The organism is Bacillus sp. BSL6, from assembly GCF_052928345.1.
Genome location: NZ_JAVGCW010000002.1, coordinates 104,244 through 119,575, shown reverse-complemented (window position 1 = coordinate 119,575; position 15,332 = coordinate 104,244). Strand labels below are relative to the sequence as shown.

The 15,332-nt window shown below is 33.3% G+C and carries 20 protein-coding genes; 12 read left to right on the top strand and 8 right to left on the bottom strand.

Features of this window, described 5'->3' with window-relative positions:
- Positions 1-22 precede the first annotated feature (22 nt).
- The gene (locus RCJ96_RS06790) at positions 23-688 is read right to left on the bottom strand and encodes a DUF421 domain-containing protein (protein WP_000923930.1); all 666 of its coding nucleotides are present in this window, start codon (positions 686-688) and stop codon (positions 23-25) included.
- Between the two features lie 187 nt (positions 689-875).
- Between RCJ96_RS06790 and RCJ96_RS06785 the strand changes: the two genes are divergently transcribed.
- From RCJ96_RS06785 to RCJ96_RS06760, 6 genes are all read left to right on the top strand, one after another.
- Entirely contained in the window at positions 876-1,427 is a 552-nt protein-coding gene (locus RCJ96_RS06785) for a YdcF family protein (protein ID WP_313897172.1), read from the top strand.
- A gap of 146 nt (positions 1,428-1,573) precedes the next feature.
- The gene (locus RCJ96_RS06780) at positions 1,574-1,891 is read left to right on the top strand and encodes a DUF4870 domain-containing protein (RefSeq protein WP_000678046.1); all 318 of its coding nucleotides are present in this window, start codon (positions 1,574-1,576) and stop codon (positions 1,889-1,891) included.
- A gap of 271 nt (positions 1,892-2,162) precedes the next feature.
- The gene (gene nfsA / locus RCJ96_RS06775) at positions 2,163-2,897 is read left to right on the top strand and encodes an oxygen-insensitive NADPH nitroreductase (RefSeq protein ID WP_416504178.1); all 735 of its coding nucleotides are present in this window, start codon (positions 2,163-2,165) and stop codon (positions 2,895-2,897) included.
- Positions 2,898-2,984: 87 nt separating this feature from the next.
- Positions 2,985-3,569, top strand: a complete 585-nt coding sequence (locus RCJ96_RS06770) for a type 1 glutamine amidotransferase family protein (protein WP_074610124.1) — start codon at positions 2,985-2,987, stop codon at positions 3,567-3,569.
- Positions 3,570-3,749: 180 nt separating this feature from the next.
- Positions 3,750-4,295, top strand: coding sequence for a sigma-70 family RNA polymerase sigma factor (locus tag RCJ96_RS06765; RefSeq protein WP_139302894.1), 546 nt, complete (start codon positions 3,750-3,752; stop codon positions 4,293-4,295).
- Between the two features lies 1 nt (position 4,296).
- Positions 4,297-4,908, top strand: a complete 612-nt coding sequence (locus RCJ96_RS06760) for a flagellar motor switch protein FliG (RefSeq protein ID WP_139302895.1) — start codon at positions 4,297-4,299, stop codon at positions 4,906-4,908.
- 94 nt (positions 4,909-5,002) lie between these two features.
- Here RCJ96_RS06760 and RCJ96_RS06755 read toward each other — a convergent pair whose 3' ends face one another.
- From RCJ96_RS06755 to RCJ96_RS06730, 6 genes are all read right to left on the bottom strand, one after another.
- Positions 5,003-5,728: a sulfite exporter TauE/SafE family protein gene (locus tag RCJ96_RS06755; RefSeq protein ID WP_001092069.1), complete on the bottom strand. Its 726-nt coding sequence runs from the start codon at positions 5,726-5,728 to the stop codon at positions 5,003-5,005.
- Positions 5,729-5,833: 105 nt separating this feature from the next.
- Positions 5,834-7,054, bottom strand: coding sequence for an MFS transporter (locus RCJ96_RS06750; protein WP_416504177.1), 1,221 nt, complete (start codon positions 7,052-7,054; stop codon positions 5,834-5,836).
- A gap of 19 nt (positions 7,055-7,073) precedes the next feature.
- Positions 7,074-7,523, bottom strand: coding sequence for an ArsR/SmtB family transcription factor (locus tag RCJ96_RS06745; RefSeq protein WP_416504176.1), 450 nt, complete (start codon positions 7,521-7,523; stop codon positions 7,074-7,076).
- 128 nt (positions 7,524-7,651) lie between these two features.
- On the bottom strand, positions 7,652-8,866 hold the full coding sequence (locus tag RCJ96_RS06740) for an MFS transporter (protein WP_416504175.1): 1,215 nt from the start codon (positions 8,864-8,866) through the stop codon (positions 7,652-7,654).
- 7 nt (positions 8,867-8,873) lie between these two features.
- Positions 8,874-9,341 (bottom strand): VOC family protein, encoded by a 468-nt coding sequence (locus RCJ96_RS06735; protein ID WP_270794613.1) that lies wholly within the window; start codon positions 9,339-9,341, stop codon positions 8,874-8,876.
- 168 nt (positions 9,342-9,509) lie between these two features.
- Positions 9,510-9,629 carry a YjcZ family sporulation protein gene (locus RCJ96_RS06730; protein ID WP_000120179.1) on the bottom strand — a complete coding sequence of 40 codons (120 nt, stop codon included), beginning with the start codon at positions 9,627-9,629 and terminating at the stop codon, positions 9,510-9,512.
- Between the two features lie 239 nt (positions 9,630-9,868).
- On the opposite strand from RCJ96_RS06730, the gene RCJ96_RS06725 reads away from it, so the two are divergent.
- Together RCJ96_RS06725 and hfq are read left to right on the top strand one after the other, a co-directional pair.
- Positions 9,869-10,087: an aspartyl-phosphate phosphatase Spo0E family protein gene (locus tag RCJ96_RS06725; RefSeq protein WP_446699747.1), complete on the top strand. Its 219-nt coding sequence runs from the start codon at positions 9,869-9,871 to the stop codon at positions 10,085-10,087.
- Positions 10,088-10,140: 53 nt separating this feature from the next.
- On the top strand, positions 10,141-10,329 hold the full coding sequence (hfq, locus tag RCJ96_RS06720; protein ID WP_000400661.1) for an RNA chaperone Hfq: 189 nt from the start codon (positions 10,141-10,143) through the stop codon (positions 10,327-10,329).
- 27 nt (positions 10,330-10,356) lie between these two features.
- Here the strand turns inward: hfq and RCJ96_RS06715 are convergent, their stop codons facing one another.
- Positions 10,357-10,959 carry an HD domain-containing protein gene (locus tag RCJ96_RS06715; protein ID WP_000400760.1) on the bottom strand — a complete coding sequence of 201 codons (603 nt, stop codon included), beginning with the start codon at positions 10,957-10,959 and terminating at the stop codon, positions 10,357-10,359.
- Between the two features lie 172 nt (positions 10,960-11,131).
- Between RCJ96_RS06715 and RCJ96_RS06710 the strand changes: the two genes are divergently transcribed.
- The 4 genes from RCJ96_RS06710 (at position 11,132) to RCJ96_RS06695 (ending at position 15,324) form a co-directional block, all read left to right on the top strand.
- Positions 11,132-11,965, top strand: a complete 834-nt coding sequence (locus RCJ96_RS06710) for a flagellar motor protein MotP (RefSeq protein ID WP_074610134.1) — start codon at positions 11,132-11,134, stop codon at positions 11,963-11,965.
- 22 nt (positions 11,966-11,987) lie between these two features.
- Positions 11,988-12,665, top strand: a complete 678-nt coding sequence (locus tag RCJ96_RS06705; protein ID WP_074610136.1) for an OmpA family protein — start codon at positions 11,988-11,990, stop codon at positions 12,663-12,665.
- A gap of 149 nt (positions 12,666-12,814) precedes the next feature.
- Positions 12,815-13,183 (top strand): response regulator, encoded by a 369-nt coding sequence (locus RCJ96_RS06700; RefSeq protein ID WP_000940577.1) that lies wholly within the window; start codon positions 12,815-12,817, stop codon positions 13,181-13,183.
- A 128-nt stretch (positions 13,184-13,311) separates the two neighbouring features.
- A complete protein-coding gene (locus RCJ96_RS06695) occupies positions 13,312-15,324 on the top strand; it encodes a chemotaxis protein CheA (RefSeq protein WP_270794616.1) in 2,013 nt (670 codons plus the stop codon).
- Positions 15,325-15,332 lie beyond the last annotated feature (8 nt).

The window sequence follows — 15,332 nt, the reverse complement described above, 5'->3', positions numbered from 1 at the left end:
CTTGAGCAAGTAAGGGGATTTTTTATTTTTTTAAACTAATAGCAAAAGATCCATCAATTTCTTGAACAGAAGCAAAGGCAACATTTTTAATGTTTGTAATTCCTTTTTCTTTTAATTCTTTATATAACCATTTTTCGTCCTTATGAATTAACTTTAAGTTATCGTATTGAATTTGCGAATCAACAATAAGGGCAATTGGTAATCCAGCATACTTAACATCTATGTTCAAATCTTTCGGAGTTAATGGGACAAGTTCACGCTTTGGTAAAATACTAATGGCTCCATTTGCTTCTAAAATAGCGTATTCAATTTCATGAACACTTGGATATCCTGCGACGCGAAGGTTAGAAAGTAATTCAGCAATGGGATATCTACTTTTTTGTAAGTTCTCAAAAATAATGTCACCATGTTTAATTAAAATAATGGGGTGCCCGAGAATAAAACGATTTAGTTTGTTGAATAGGCTTAATTTTGTAAGGATTAAATGCAAACATGTAATAACGACCATACCGAGAAAAGCTTGCAAAGCACCAGAGACTGGTATGGCCTGAAAAGCTAAATAAGATAAAAAGATAATCGCACCAAAATCATGAGGAGTTAGTTGTGCTAAAGCTGATTTACCAAGCATCTTAAGTGATAGTAAAAATAAGATAAAAAAGAACGATACGTTACATAAAAAGAGAAGCAATAGAGACACTCCTTCGTGCAAAGTTGTACTTACTGTTCCCGAAAGGAATATAAATATTACTTTTTAGAGGATAAATTAGGGTGAATTGGAATTTGTCTGTATACAAACAAATAAATGGATATTATCATAAAAGAAGCAAAGAACATAGGAGTATACGGATATGAAAAAGAAGAAAATAATGAAGTATATGATAGGAATTATAATGGTTTGCGCCGTTTATGTGGGATTTTTACAATATAACATTTATAAGCATGGGCAAATGAATGCGACCTATGAAGCTGATTATATCATTGTATTAGGCTCGAAAGTAAACGGAACGAAACCATCGTACTCATTGCAATATCGTATTGATAAAGCAGCTGAGTATTTGAAAGCACATGAGAAAGCAATTGCTATTGTGTCTGGAGGGAAAGGAAAAGGAGAAGATATTTCAGAAGCATTAGCAATGAAAAATGAATTAATGAAACTAAATATTGCAGAAGACCGCATTATTATGGAAGATAAGTCAACGAGTACAGATGAAAATATTAAATTCTCAAAACCTTTAATTCCGGACAATATGAAAAAAGGAATGATCGTAACAAACGATTTCCACATGTTTAGAGCGAAAAAAATAGCAGCTAAGCAAGGTTTACAATTAGAAGGTCTTCCGGCCGAAACACCGAAGCGAATTGTCATTCCATCGAATATACGAGAGTATTTAGCTATTACGCAATATTGGTTTATGAATCGAATATAGTGAAAGTGATCCCGCCTAGCATTATAGGCGGGATTTTTTGAGGGGAATCTTACAAATATGTCATCTTAATGAAAGGTAAAGCGATAGTTTCTAGAATGGATTCCTGACATAATGAAGATAACAAAAACTATTTAGAGGTGAATCGGATGAAAGGAAATAATATATTATCTTCACTATGTTACTTTAGTATCTTTTTTGCCCCATTTTTATTACCAATTATCGTGTACTTCGTTGCAGAGGATGAAGTGAAATATCACGCGAAAAAAGCATTTTGGTCACATATTTTCCCATATGCAATTTTATTCGGAGGGGTAGCGATATCAGGAATATACGGTTTAGGATTCAATCAATCTGATGGTGCTGGAATTGGGATCATGATCACATATGCAGTGTTCATTCTTGTAGGAATTTATTACTTCATTTGGAATATCGTAAAAGGTGTTAAAGTGTTGAAAACAGCGTAATAAGATAAGGAATAATTCGGAGTGAGTTTGTCATTATTTGTCGGTAAGTCGATATTCTTTGTCGAATCGACGATATATTTGAAAAATCGTCGATATAGTGCAGGGAATCGTTGATATATTGAAAAAATCGACGATATAATTTCATTTACCGTATTAATAGATCTTTTAAAAAGAGCAATTCAAAAGAATTGCTCTTTTTGTGCTTATAAGTTGTGAATATTGGAAAAGATATGTTAATTTTTCATTATGAAGAGAAAAAGGAGTGATTTTCATGAATGAGATGATACATAAAATGGAGCAACACGTTTCAGTTCGTAAATATAAAGAAGAGTCCATTCCGAAAGATGTAGTAGAAAGAATGGTGCAAGCTGGGCAGCATGCTGCGTCCTCTCATTTTGTACAGGCCTATTCTGTTATATATGTAACCGATCAAGACTTAAAGGCGAAACTAGCAGAGTTGTCTGGAAATCGTCATGTGAAAGATTGCGCAGCATTCTTTGTTTGTTGTGCAGATTTAAAACGACTTGAAATGGCATGTGAAAAACATGGTACAGAGATAAAGCATGAAGGAGTAGAAGACTTTATCGTAGCAACGGTAGATGCTTCACTTTTTGCGCAAAACTTAGCGTTAGCAGCAGAATCGTTAGGATACGGTATTTGTTATATTGGTGGTATTCGTAATAATCCGAGAGAAGTGAGCGAATTGCTTCATTTACCGGATAAAGTATATCCTGTATTCGGAATGACAGTCGGTGTACCAGATGAAGATCATGGAGTAAAACCACGCTTACCAGTAGCAGCAATCCTTCATGAAAATGAATATGATGAAAAGAAATATGATGAATTACTAAACGAATACGATGAAACGATGAGCGCGTATTATAAAGAAAGATCATCAAACAAGAAAAGCGTAACATGGACGGAATCAATAAGTTCATTTATGTCTAAAGAAAAAAGAATGCACATGAAAGAGTTTTTAAATGAGAGAGGATTAAATAAGAAATGAGTAAAGAGGCAAACCTGTGATGTAGGTTTGCCTTTTTTGGAGGAGAAAGGTGATTGTCTTCGAATAAGTATAGGGGGAGGGGATAATATGAAAAAAGCTTTAATCTTTTTATTTGATGGATTTGCAGAATTTGAAGTGAATATAGCGAGTTTATTTTTGATAAGTAAGCAATTTGAAATAATAACAGCAACTGTAGACGGAAAAACAGTTACAGGAGAAGGCGGTTTTTTGTGTCAACCACATGTCTCTATTGAGCAAATTAAAATAGAGGACTATGAAGTGTTTATCGTACCAGGCGGACATATTTTTGATCATTTAGAAAATGAACAATTGTTATCTATTGTGAACAAATTACATAAGCAAAATAAATGGATAGCGGGTATTTGTGCCGGAACATCTTTATTACATGCAGCAGGGGTGCTGAATAAGAAGAAATTCTCAACATCATTAACATCAGATGAAAAACAATTAGCTCATTTACATGAATGGGAATATAAACAAAACAAAGATGTAACGGTTGATGGAAAAATAATAACAGCGGTAGGGTCTGCGTACGTTGAATTTGCTACTGAAATAATGAGGCAGCTCAATTTATTTAATGAAGCTGAAGCGAAGGAGAACTTGCAATACTTTAAAAATGTAACAGAGCTTTGTGATGAAACGTTAGTATAAGTGAATAATTTAATTGTTAATACCTAAGTTCAGAATGTAGATACCACTTTCTGAACTTAGGTATTTTATTTGTTATCATATACATAAAAATTAAAAAAATTTTACAAAAGTGATAGAAAATGAGAGTGAAATGCCAATAGTAAGTAAAGGCAGCTGCTAAAGGGGAATTGAGGAAGGAAGATGTTTATGATTTTCGATTCTGAAGTGGATTTAATTATAGCTATGAAAAAACGCGATCAAGATGCTTTGAAAGAAGTGATTGATCAATATGGAAAATTAATTTTGTACATTATTCATAAATCGTTAAGTACCCCTATTGAAAAACAATATGTGGATGATTGTTATAACGATGTATTTACTGTCATTTGGTTTCATATCGATCAATTTGATATAGAAAAGGGAAACTTAAAATCTTGGATGATTGGTATTACAAAATTAAAGGCATTGGAATATAAAAAGAAAGTATATAAAGAGAATAAAATTGATAAAAACGTAGAAATAGATACAGGTATTCATGATAGATATGAAATAGAAAAAGAAGAAGAGATTATGGAAATAGTTCAAGATTTAAATAAGAAAGATCGATATATCTTTTTAAAGAGGTATATTGATGGATATTCCATTGACGACATTGCAAAAGAATTAAAAGTAACGGCGGATTATATATACAATCGAATTTCTCGTGGAAAGAAAAAAATTCAAAAACTATGGAAAGGGAGTGTGTAATATGGATAAAAGATTATTATCTATGTTAAATGAGTTCCAATATTCAGAGGAAGAAATTACACGTTTAGAGAAAGAAGCGGATGAGTCTATCAATATAGATAAGTATTATGTGAAAAACGGAGAATTATTGAAGAAATTAACGGTGCAAATGTTGGAAGAATCAGTTCGTAAAGAGTTACAAGAAGGAGAAAAAATCGAATATGAAATATTAGTGGAAGAAGGAAGTCTTGTAAATTCTAAAGTTATACCGAATATATTCACAGCAGGTGCTACCTTTTACTATTATATTGTTTTAACAAATACAAGATTACGAATTAAATCGTTAGATTGTTATTTCAAAAAAATAAATGAGTACAATGTGTTAATAAGCTCAATTCAAGCAGTTTCGCGACATAAAAAAATGAAGAATGTATATGGAATTACTATAGATAATAACTATATACAATTAGGAAGTACCGAGCATGAGCAAGAATTGAAAACTGTAATTGAGAAGCTAAAACAACGCGGGGTGAAAGAAGAGAGATATAAAGAGTTTGAAAAAAGTTGGCTGATTTTTTTCAATGTGTTTGTAATAGCGATGGGTGGGCTTCTAGTTTTAAAATATTTAATTTGAAAATAAAAAGCGGCATAATAGCCGCTTTTTATTGTTATCACGTTTTAAAATATTGAAAACTTATCCGCCGTTATGACACATACTAAAGCACCTTCTATAACGAATGCAAACTTTCAATAAGAAGATATATGCCCGTGCAACTTAAAAGGATGTACGTAAATATTTTAAAAATCCGTTGATTAAGCCATTTGAAAATAATTTGACCTATATACAAACCTAGAAATACGATTGGAATAGCGTAAAAACTTGATTCCCAAATTGTCTTGTTTGTGCCGGTAAAGAGTATTTGCGTTAGTAGACTAATGAAATATATAAATAGATAAAAAGCTAAAGTAGTTGCTCTCAACTTCTCTTTTTTTGTATCAGTTCCTGTAAAGTACAGTAACAGGGGTGGTCCTGGCATACCGATACTTGTCGTTAAAAGACCGGATAATCCGCCAACTATGAAATCTCTAGATTTTGTTGATTGAATCTTAAAGTTACAGATTAGCATCAAAGTTAATAGTAAGAGTAGGATGCTAATTGCTAATTTAAATGTGTTGATGTTAATAGAAGTGAAAATGATAATACCAAAAGGAACACCAACTATACTGCCGAAAATTAATCTTTTCAGTAGAATACAATCAATGTCCATTCTTATTTTCCAAATGAGTGATATAGAAATAATGAATGATAAAATGATATTTATTTGTATAGCTTCTTGTGGTAGAAATAACATGAGTAAGAAAGGTGTTGCCATAATAGAAAAGCCAAAACCGGTACTTGTTTGTAAAATAGAAGCTACTAATATAATACAAATGAACATGAATATAGTATTCAAAAAAGCCCCCCTACATAATCAAATTTCATTAATATTTTAACATAAAGTAAAACTTTAATCAGTGAGGGCTTACTACCTAGCAAATCGCCGCTTGTTATGTTGCGGTTAATATTCCAATGATGATCCTGTAGCCTTAAAATATTTTTCTCGTGAAGGCGTCATTACTCGGATTGCTAATAAACAGGAAAGGAAAAGGATGAGTAACGAGCTACTTATTACAGTCATTTGAACGGAAAGAAATTGTGCGGATGCTCCAATTGCTAAAATGAAAAAGATTTGGATAAAACTTTTTATGGAATCAAATACGCTATCGATACGTCCTATCATATGGATCGGGATGTTATTTTGATAAAATGTAAAAAAGCCAGTACCAGCAAATGATGAAGAAATGCCCAGTAAAATGAAACCGCCTGCCGCGACGATAAATGAATTTGAAAAGGCGAAAATTACATAACCTATTGCTGTGAAAATTGTCCCTAATCCAATACAATATTGAATTGGTAAACGTTTGGCAAAGAGAGAGACAAGAAATGAACCGGAAACGTAAGCAGCGCCAGTTATACTAACAAGCATACTGTATTCTATATCGGTTAAAAACAGTACTTGTCTTGTAAAAACAACTTCTTGTGAATCAAGTGCCATAGCGACAAGCATAGTCGCTTGAAATAAAACGAATATGAGAATAATGTACGTTTCAGTTCGAGCGAATGAAAAAACTTGTTTCCAATCACTTCGTAAAGTTTGTACGAAAGTATTTGCAACTTCTTCGTTTTGCTTTGTTTGTAACGTAATGTTAGGCAAGAAATAAATGAGAATAGTAGAAAGTAGAAAGGAAAGTGAGTTGCAGTAAATTACAAAGGATGCTGAGTGCGTGGTGAGAAGTATTCCAGCAAGAGCTGGACCGATAATGAAAGCTCCGCTTGTACAAAAGCTACTCCAAGCGTTGAATTGAGCGCGTTCTTCAGCACGTATAAGCATTGTTTTATAAGAAAATGAAGCTGGATCGAAAAATGATGTAGCGATACGAGTTAAAAAGATAAAAATATAAATGGCCCAAATAGAATCAAATAGTGGAACGCAGCCAATGAGAACTGCTCGAATTATATCTGTGATGAGCATAATGGACCGCTTGTTTAATCGATCTACTATGCTACCAGACCAAATTTTTGTAACAACGGTCGCAATTGGACCGACAATCCATAATCCTGCTACAGCAGCAGGAGAGTTTGTGCTATGTAACACCATTACGTTTAAGGCGATGAGATACATAAAATCACCTAAACGAGAAATTCCTGTTCCCGACAATAATAATAATTTATTTTTCATGAGCAGCTGGACCTTTCTTTCATTGTTTTTTTATCCTGCAGGAAATAGCGTATTCCTCTTCAGAGTTTGATTGACGAGCGGTTTTGTTTTCCCAGCGTAATAAAACTTGTGTAACCTCCCAAGTAAGCTGTTGTAATTCCTCTGGAGTTAAAAATAAATGAGAAACAATATGACTATCTGTATTCGTTCCCTCTGTGCCGCTTTCTTCAATATAGAAATGAGCGGATTTTGCCTTGTAATATTTTTCAATAATCCCTCGTTTTTCCTTCGTGTCTACTAATTCAAGTAACCCTCCATCATATAAAATTTGAACGTGATAATGTACGCTACCATTAGATTTGTTTAGTTTAGTAGCTACTTGTTTTGCAGTGAGTGCTTCGTCTTTTAAAAGGTGAAGAATTTGAATACGAGTTGCGTTGGAAATGAGCTTCTGCTGTTCAGCTGAAATAGTAAGTCTATCGTCAAACATGATGATATCCCCTTTCTTATAATCTAAATTTATTGTACATTCTAAAAAATTAGAACGTAAGGAAAATAAATCGTCTTTTTCCTTTATATTTCGACATAAATAAAAATAGCATGTACATAAACATGCTATTAAGCAATAGTAGATTCTTCATTAAGTTTCCCGCGATAAAACAGATAAAGCCATATAAAACTTACAAATATACAGCATGTAGCTAATAAACTACCAATCATTTGAGGAGAAAGAATTTCTAATAACCATCCTGTCATGAGCATAGATAACTGTATAAGTGAGCCATAAATAGAGTAATGAAAGGAGAAAACTTTACCAATCATATTTTCCCGCGTGTAAGTTTGAAGTAATGTCGTATCAAGTGGAACGATGATTCCTCCTGCTATGCGCATACATAGTAATGTAATGATACCGAAAATAAGTTGATCGGATAGAATGAATCCAAGAAAGAAAATGCCTTGTAGGAAGTAGGCCCAGCCAAATGCTTTTTTCATTTTTTCTTTATTATGGGATATATAAAGATTAACGAGAAAGCTTCCTATCATAAGCCCAGCCCCTTGAACCGTATATAAAATCCCAATGTTCGTGTGGAAAATTTTTTCGGCATAGATTGTTAGAAGTAGCTGATAAGCGCCGCCAATAAGCCCCCATGAAATGCCGACAACAATTAATGTTAAAATGATTTTTGTTTGCGATATATATGTATAACCATCTTTTATATCAGTCAAAAATGCTTTTTTCTTGTTACAAGTATTATGAGAAGGGATACACATACTATAAATAAAATAGGCTGAAATAAAGTATGATAGGCTATTTACTAAAAAAGCGAACTCAATATGTAAAGATTGTGCAATTATACCGCCTAAAGAAGCACCCATAATAGACATAAAACCATTCATTGTACTAGAAAGAGAGTTAGCAGTTACGAAATGATTTTCGTGTACGATGTTTTTTAAGGTTGCTTGTTTAGCTGGCTCAAATAAGCAAGAAAGTACAGATAAACATATATTAGCGATGAAAATAATTTCAATTTTATAGCTTGCGAGTATGTATGTAAGGACTAGAATTCCCCGTGTAATATCGGTGAAAATCATAATATTCTTTTTAGAAAAACGATCTACCACTCCGCCTATGAAAGGGCTAAGAAGTAGTTGTGGTAAACCTTTACTTATAAAAGTAAGTGCAATCATAAACGGAGATTCTGTTATGCTATAGACGAATGTTAATAAAGCTACTGTATGAAACCAATCTCCAAGTACACTTAATGTTTGTCCGTAAAATAGTTTGTTGAAGTTTTTATTTGTTTTAAGAAGTGCGGAATAAGAAACTGACATAAAAAGCTCAATCCTTATGTAATGATGATGCTTGAACTTGTTTTTTCCACTCACTTAAATACACTTTCTCCTCTGTAGGAAGTCCAACAGGTAATTGTGCAATCAATTCTAAACTATTCCCGTCAGGATCGTTAAAGTATACGGCGGCATGTGCTAATTTTGGAAAAACAATCGGTTCAATTGGCTCCATTCCAAAGTCTTTTCGTGCTGAAATGCCTTTTTGGTTTAGCCAATGTATCGCATGTTCTAAATCATGTAAGCTTACTTGAAAGGCGATGTGTCGTAAAGAGGAATGATAATTCACTTTGTATTCTGTACCTTCCCAAAGACCGAGCCAACTTTCATTTTCTTTAATCCAAAAGAAAGCAATATCGTCTCCTCTTTTATATAATTTTAGTCCTAGCGATTCGTAAAAAGGTATAGACACTTCTAAGCTACGGACGGGTAAATGTGCTTCGTAAAGACCTTTAATCATTGTAATCCTCCTAAGTAAAAATATTTCTTATTTCATAGTAAACGTTTTTTTATGAGTTGAAATCAGAAAAAGGAGGGACATCACTTCATACGAAAGTATGAAAAAACAGCTCAAATATGAGCTGTTTTCTTATAGTTTTTCGTTCATTTGTTAAGGATAGGATATATATTAGTATCCGTATCCGCCGCCACCCCAACAGCTACATCCGATGATGATTAGAAGGATGAATAGTACGATAAGCAAAGCAAATCCACCGCCGAAACCAGCGCAACTTCCACCATAACTCATATGTGTTCCTCCTTTTGAGTAAGTTAATCTATATAATTCATGGACTACTATATACAGTATGTTTTTTGTATAGAAAAGGAGCCAGTCTCTTTTGTAATTAGACAAACGCCTGTATGGTCATTCTAATTGTATATAGAGCTACGGATATAGGGATGAATCGTTATATATTTTGCGATTTGTTCATAAAAAAATATATAAATTGTAAAAAAAACCATTTTTATATTTTTTTATGAGAGAATTTGTACTATAATTTTACAAGTAATATTATGGGAAAAAGGAGTTTTAGTGAAGAGATGGAGATGGGACAATTAAAAAATAAAATAGAAAACAAAAAGAAAGAGCTAATTCAACTTGTTGCTAGACATGGATTGGATCATGATAAAGTTTTGTTATTTAGCCGAGATTTAGATATACTTATTAATAAGTTTATGAATGTGAAAGATAAAGTACATAAATAAATAATTTGTAGTTTTTTATATTAAGATATTCAACAAAGAGGAGAGAGATATATTTGGAACATTTACAAGAAGAGCTATATAAACAAATAAAAGAAGAAAAAGGTATTGTTACAATTTTTTTAAAGAGTGGCGTTAGAATAGTAGGAGAAGTTGTTGCAATAGACAAATTTACCGTTTTAATGTTAGTTGATGGAAAACAACAACTTATTTACAAGCAGGCTGTATCAACAATAATGAAATAAGACACTCGTACTGAGTGTCTTATTTCATTATTGCTTGCAGGCTTCAACGTCAATGCCGGCAGCTAATAATTTTTTTTCACCATCTTGCTCAATGATTTTTTGTAATTTAGATAGGAAAGAATCAAAGTTTGTATGCTTTGCTACTTGGAATGTCATTTTATGCTCAATTGGCAGCCACGTATCAATATCAGCTTCGTTATGCTGAATTTTTACCTCAAGCTTATCGAGTGCGTTAGCAACTTTTGCTTCGTACGTTTCTTTCGCTTCAAACTCCATCCATAAATCATATAATTCCTCGCCGAGAGAACCTTTTAATGTTCGTTTAATATTTGAAATTGCTTCTTGTTCATTTATTTGTTTTTGTAATTGTAATTCATGACTATTCATTGTATCAAAAGCAGGAATATCACCAGCTTCTGCTTCGACTAGATCGTGAATAATAACCATTTTAAGTAATTTTTCAATATTTACTTTTTGATCTAAATAAGGTTCAACTAAAATGGCCATTAGAGACATGCGCCACGTATGTTCAGCAACACTTTCTTGACGTCCGTTAGAAAGCCAGCTATGTCGCATTTCATATTTTAGTTTTTCTGCTAGTGCAATGACTTGTAAAATGTTATGTTCCATCGTGATCCTCCTCATACTTCTATACCATAATTCTAATATGGAAATGAAATGTGTCAATTTTATGAGTATATTGCGATAAATAGATGATAAGCGTATAATAAACATTATATGTGAAAACGTATTATTAAAATAAAAAAATGTTTTATAAAAATGAAAAGGAAAGGGCAGGAATATGGGAGACGAAAATCAAGGATTTGCTAGACCAGAAAGAAGAAAAAGGAAGTTTGACATTTCTAGCCCATTTGGCATTATAGTAGGTTTTGCCATAGTGATAGCGGCAATTATGCTTGGCGGAGGCGGAATAAAAGGTTTTAAAAACTTTTTAGATGTTTCATCTATTTTAATTGTCATAGGGGGAACTACAGCGACAATTGTTGTGGCATATCGATTTGGAGAAATAAAAAAATATACGAAAAGTATTTTTACTGTTTTACATAGAAGAGAAGAAGATTTAGAACAGTTAACGGATTTGTTTGTTGATTTTTCAAAAAAATCTAAAAAACACGGCCTGCTTTCTTTAGAAGTTGATGGAGAGCAGGTGGACAATCCTTTTATTCAAAAAGGAATTCGATTAATGTTAAGTGGTTACGATGAAGATGAATTAAAAGAAGTGTTAATGAAAGATGTTGAAACGGAAGTGTATGAGTTAAGAAAAGGAGCGGCGTTATTAGATAAAATTGGTGATTTCGCTCCTGCTTGGGGTATGATAGGGACTTTAATTGGTCTTATCATTATGCTTCAAAACTTGCAAGACACATCGCAAATTGGTACCGGGATGGCAGTTGCGATGTTAACGACATTGTATGGATCCGTACTTGCAAATATGATTGCAATCCCACTTGCTGAAAAAGTGTATAGAGGGATTGAGGATTTATATACAGAGAAGAAGTTTGTTATTGAAGCAATTTCAGAATTGTATCGTGGACAAATTCCGTCTAAATTAAAGTTAAAACTTGATACGTATGTATACGAAACAAAGATAAAAAAAGTAAAACGAGCAGCCTAATATTGCAAGGAGTGGTATGGTGATGATAAAACGACCGCAAAAGGGATCGCCTCGTTGGATGACGACTTTTACAGATTTAACGATGTTATTATTAACTTTCTTTGTGTTACTAGTTGCTACTTCAAAGCAGGATGCAGTAAAATTGTCAAAGATGCTTGAAAAGTTTAGTGATACGGAGCAAGTTGATGCAAAAGTAATGGAAAATACTATACCAGATATTTCGCATGAAAAAAATGATGAAAAAATGATTTCGAAAAAAAGAATGGATGAATTATATAAGAAGTTAAAAGCATATGTAGATAATAACGGTATTAGTCAAGTGAATGTATATCGAGAGGATACGGGAGTAAGCGTTGTTATAGTAGATAATTTAATATTTGATACGGGTGACGCGAACGTTAAACCAGAAGCGAAAGAGATAATAAGTCAATTAGTTGGGTTTTTCCAATCGGTACCAAATCCCATTGTTGTAGAAGGACATACAGACAGTAGACCGATCCATAATGAAAAGTTCCCTTCTAATTGGGAATTATCTTCAGCACGAGCAGCTAATATGATCCACCATTTAATTGAAGTGTATAATGTGGAGGATAAAAGGTTAGCTGCGGTAGGATATGCAGACACAAAGCCAGTTGTACCGAATGATTCACCGCAAAATTGGGAGAAAAACCGTCGCGTTGTCATTTACATTAAAGAATAGTATTTTAGTATTTTAGTAATAAAATACTAAAATGAAGAAATTCTTTTAAAAAAATATTAAATTTTCTCGTTTTATTTTGTATAATGAGTGAGAATGATAAGGTGAAATATTAAGATATATTTATACATAGAAGGAGAGAATCAAAAAGAATGGCACATAAAATTTTAGTTGTAGATGATGCGATGTTCATGCGAACAATGATTAAAAACTTATTAAAGAGTAATTCTGAATTTGAAGTAATCGGAGAAGCGGAAAATGGAGTGGAGGCAATTCAAAAATATAAAGAACTTCAACCTGATATTGTAACATTAGATATTACTATGCCAGAAATGGACGGACTTGAAGCATTAAAAGAAATTATGAAAATTGATTCAAGTGCAAAGGTTGTTATTTGTTCAGCAATGGGACAACAAGGTATGGTATTAGATGCAATTAAGGGCGGGGCAAAAGACTTTATTGTAAAGCCATTCCAAGCAGATCGCGTAATCGAAGCTTTAACAAAAGTAGCAAATAGCTAATATAAAAGGGGTGCCACAAGGAATCAAAACAGTGATAACGGATAGATGTGTGGCCCCTTTTTTCTTATTTTAAAACACTAAATTGTTATACATAAATGAAATGTTTGTTAGACAGGTAGGGGATGAAAATGCAAACAGATCTATTAAATATATTTTTTGAAGAGTCGGAAGAACATTTACAGTCGCTAAATGAAAATGTGCTAATTTTAGAGCAGAATCCTACAGATATGGATGTAGTGGGAGAAATATTCCGCTCAGCTCATACGTTCAAAGGTATGTCTGCGAGTATGGAATTTACGGAAATGGCGGATTTAACGCATAAAATGGAAAACGTTTTAGATGAAATTCGTCATGGAAATATAGTAGTACATGCGGATATTATTGATGTGATTTTTGAATGCATTGATAATTTAGAGAAAATGGTTGCAGATGTGCAGCAAGGCGGAATGGGTAATATTGATATAGTCGCAACGAAACAAAAATTAGAAGCGTTATTGAACGGAAATGTAGAAACTTCTATGGAACATGTAGAGCAAGAGTCTATAAACAATGATAATGCAGTTTCGCATGAAGTGCATATAACCGTTGAACAGCAAGCTATTTTAAAAGCAGTACGTGCCATTATGTGTATTGAAGCACTGCAAAATATAGGCGATATACAAAAAACGGTTCCTAGTATTGAAGAAATCGAAGCGGATGCTTTCGGTTTTGAGTTTACAGTATTTATGAATACGGATCGTAGTGAAGAAGAAGTGAAACAGGTAGTGCTTCACGTTTCTGAAATTGAGAAAGTAGTAGTGAAACAAGGAGAATCATTACAGGAAGTAGATTCGATGGTTGCTACGCAAGAAACTACGCGAGTAGAAGAAATGATACAGCCGTCTGTAGTTGCGCAGGTGGAAGCACCTATTGAGACAGCGAAGCAACCTGCAAGTGCTACGCCAACTAAAAGCACTGCAAAAACGAAAAATGCTAAAGGTGAGAATCGTTCCATTCGTGTGCAGCTAGAGAAAATTGAACGATTAATGAATATGTTTGAAGAGAGTGTAATTGAGCGTGGTCGCATAGATGAATTGGCACAAGCAATTCAAAACAAAGAATTAATTGAGCATTTAAATCGATTAGGCGATATTTCAAAAGATATTCAAAATGTACTTCTAAACATGCGTATGGTGCCGATTGAAACAGTCTTTAATCGTTTCCCGCGTATGGTGCGTATGTTAGCGAAAGATTTAGGGAAGAAAATCGATTTACAAATTACGGGTGAAGATACAGAAGTTGATAAAATTGTTATTGATGAAATCGGTGATCCACTCGTTCATTTAATTCGTAATGCAATTGATCATGGTATTGAGACTGTTGAAAAACGTCGTGATGCAGGGAAAAATGAGACGGGTACAATTAAATTAGAAGCGTTCCATAGTGGAAATCATGTCGTAATTCAAATTACGGATGATGGAAATGGAATTCATAAAGGGAAAGTATTAGAAAAAGCGATTAAAAATGGTGTTGTAACAGAATCTGAGGCAAATAAATTAACGGATCGTGAAGTGTTTGATCTCATTTTCCAACCAGGATTTAGTACAGCAGAAGTAGTATCGGATCTTTCAGGGCGCGGGGTTGGATTAGATGTTGTAAAACATACAATCCATAGTTTAGGTGGACATTTAATTATTGATTCAGAAGAAGGAAAGGGAAGTACATTTAGAATTGAACTTCCATTAACGTTGTCCATTATTCAATCTATGCTTGTTCAAACGAATGATAAACGTTATGCTTTACCTCTTGGTAATATTGTTGAAGCAATTCGAATTAAGAGAGAAGACATCCAATCCATACAAGGAAAAGATGTGTTAAACTATCGTGATCAAATTATTGAAGTGAAGCATTTAAGTACTGTATTTGGTGAAAAAACAGTAGATGAGGCATTTGAATCATATGAAAGTCAAATGGTTCCTGTGTTAATTGTTCGTAATACACATCGTAGCTATGGACTTATTGTAAACACAATTATCGGCCAAAGAGAAATTGTCTTAAAGTCATTAGGCGATTTCTTTGCAGAAAGTTCGAACTATTTCTCTGGCGCGACGATTCTCGGCGATGGACGAGTGGTCCTCATTTTAAACCCAGAAGGTTTATAATAGGAATG

What these genes read in the sequence shown, in the direction of transcription:
- RCJ96_RS06785 (WP_313897172.1), top strand. Translation starts at nt 876, where the DNA reads ATGATAGGAATTATAATGGTTTGCGCCGTTTATGTGGGATTTTTACAA.
- RCJ96_RS06780 (WP_000678046.1), top strand. Translation starts at nt 1,574, where the DNA reads ATGAAAGGAAATAATATATTATCTTCACTATGTTACTTTAGTATCTTT.
- nfsA (WP_416504178.1), top strand. Translation starts at nt 2,163, where the DNA reads ATGAATGAGATGATACATAAAATGGAGCAACACGTTTCAGTTCGTAAA.
- RCJ96_RS06770 (WP_074610124.1), top strand. Translation starts at nt 2,985, where the DNA reads ATGAAAAAAGCTTTAATCTTTTTATTTGATGGATTTGCAGAATTTGAA.
- RCJ96_RS06765 (WP_139302894.1), top strand. Translation starts at nt 3,750, where the DNA reads ATGTTTATGATTTTCGATTCTGAAGTGGATTTAATTATAGCTATGAAA.
- RCJ96_RS06760 (WP_139302895.1), top strand. Translation starts at nt 4,297, where the DNA reads ATGGATAAAAGATTATTATCTATGTTAAATGAGTTCCAATATTCAGAG.
- RCJ96_RS06750 (WP_416504177.1), bottom strand. Translation starts at nt 7,054, where the DNA reads ATGAAAAATAAATTATTATTATTGTCGGGAACAGGAATTTCTCGTTTA.
- RCJ96_RS06745 (WP_416504176.1), bottom strand. Translation starts at nt 7,523, where the DNA reads ATGTTTGACGATAGACTTACTATTTCAGCTGAACAGCAGAAGCTCATT.
- RCJ96_RS06740 (WP_416504175.1), bottom strand. Translation starts at nt 8,866, where the DNA reads ATGTCAGTTTCTTATTCCGCACTTCTTAAAACAAATAAAAACTTCAAC.
- RCJ96_RS06735 (WP_270794613.1), bottom strand. Translation starts at nt 9,341, where the DNA reads ATGATTAAAGGTCTTTACGAAGCACATTTACCCGTCCGTAGCTTAGAA.
- RCJ96_RS06730 (WP_000120179.1), bottom strand. Translation starts at nt 9,629, where the DNA reads ATGAGTTATGGTGGAAGTTGCGCTGGTTTCGGCGGTGGATTTGCTTTG.
- RCJ96_RS06715 (WP_000400760.1), bottom strand. Translation starts at nt 10,959, where the DNA reads ATGGAACATAACATTTTACAAGTCATTGCACTAGCAGAAAAACTAAAA.
- RCJ96_RS06710 (WP_074610134.1), top strand. Translation starts at nt 11,132, where the DNA reads ATGGGAGACGAAAATCAAGGATTTGCTAGACCAGAAAGAAGAAAAAGG.
- RCJ96_RS06705 (WP_074610136.1), top strand. Translation starts at nt 11,988, where the DNA reads ATGATAAAACGACCGCAAAAGGGATCGCCTCGTTGGATGACGACTTTT.
- RCJ96_RS06700 (WP_000940577.1), top strand. Translation starts at nt 12,815, where the DNA reads ATGGCACATAAAATTTTAGTTGTAGATGATGCGATGTTCATGCGAACA.
- RCJ96_RS06695 (WP_270794616.1), top strand. Translation starts at nt 13,312, where the DNA reads ATGCAAACAGATCTATTAAATATATTTTTTGAAGAGTCGGAAGAACAT.